Origin of the sequence: Streptomyces sp. YS-3 (assembly GCF_045257485.1) — a bacterium.
Lineage (GTDB): Bacteria > Actinomycetota > Actinomycetes > Streptomycetales > Streptomycetaceae > Streptomyces.
In genome coordinates this window covers 1-951 of the sequence record NZ_JBJHPC010001088.1, presented here as the reverse complement: position 1 = coordinate 951, position 951 = coordinate 1, and the positions used below count along the sequence as shown (strand labels likewise).

The 951-nt window shown below is 77.8% G+C and carries 1 protein-coding gene; it reads left to right on the top strand.

What is annotated here, in order from left to right:
* A partial coding sequence (locus ACJA3G_RS37650) for an RDD family protein (protein ID WP_406557496.1) occupies positions 1-779 on the top strand: 779 nt, incomplete at its 5' end.
* Positions 780-951: the final 172 nt, after the last annotated feature.

The following is a 951-nucleotide window of genomic DNA, read 5'->3' as shown; positions in this document are numbered from 1 at the left end:
GTGCCCCGCGGCCGGTCCGGCCCGCGCCCGACCGGGCCGCGCTTCCCTCGGCGCCGCTCGCCCCGCAGCCCGTGCCCCAGCCGCAGCCCGCGCCCGTACCGCAGCCGCAGCCGCAGCAGTCCGCGCCGCACGCCTCGCCCGTCACCACCGGGCCGGGCGGGGGGTCGGCGTCCTGGGCGCAGCAGGTGCACCGGCTGGCGCGGCCCGAGGAGCCGTCGGGGCCGGGGGAGCCCGTGGTGCCGTGGAAGCCGCCCGTGGAGGACCCGTTCCTGCGCGCCGCGCGGGCGCAGACCGCGGCACGGCCCGCGGGGCCCGGGAGGCGCCTCGCCGCCCGGCTGGTGGACACCGCGGTGCTCGGCGCGGCCGTCGCCGCGCTGGCCATACCGCTCGGCATCAAGGCGGCCGACCACATCCAGGAGAAGATCGACGCCGCGAAGCTCTCCGGCGAGACGGTGACGGTCTACCTCCTGGACGGCACCACCGCGGGCTACCTCGCCATCGTGCTCGGCGCCTTCCTGCTCCTCGGGGTCCTCTACGAGGCGCTGCCCACCGCCAAGTGGGGCCGCACCCTGGGCAAGCGGCTGCTGCGGGTACAGGTGCGCGACATCGAGTCGCACGAACCGCCCGCCTTCGGCGCGGCCCTGCGCCGCTGGCTGGTCTACGGCGTCCTCGGTGTGCTCGCCGTCGGGGTGCTCAACGTGGTGTGGTGCCTCTTCGACCGCCCCTGGCGGCAGTGCTGGCACGACAAGGCGGCCCGCACCTTCGTCGCGGGGACCTGAGCGCGGAGCCGGGGAGGGGTGCGCGGCGGCGGCCGTACCCCGAACGGGCCCCGTACCGTTGCGGGGCCCCACCCCGCGCGGTCGACTGCGGGCATGAGCCACGAACCGCCGCCCGGCCAGCCGCCCGAGGACGACCCGTTCCTCAAGAAGCCGTCCGAGCCCTCCGAGCCCC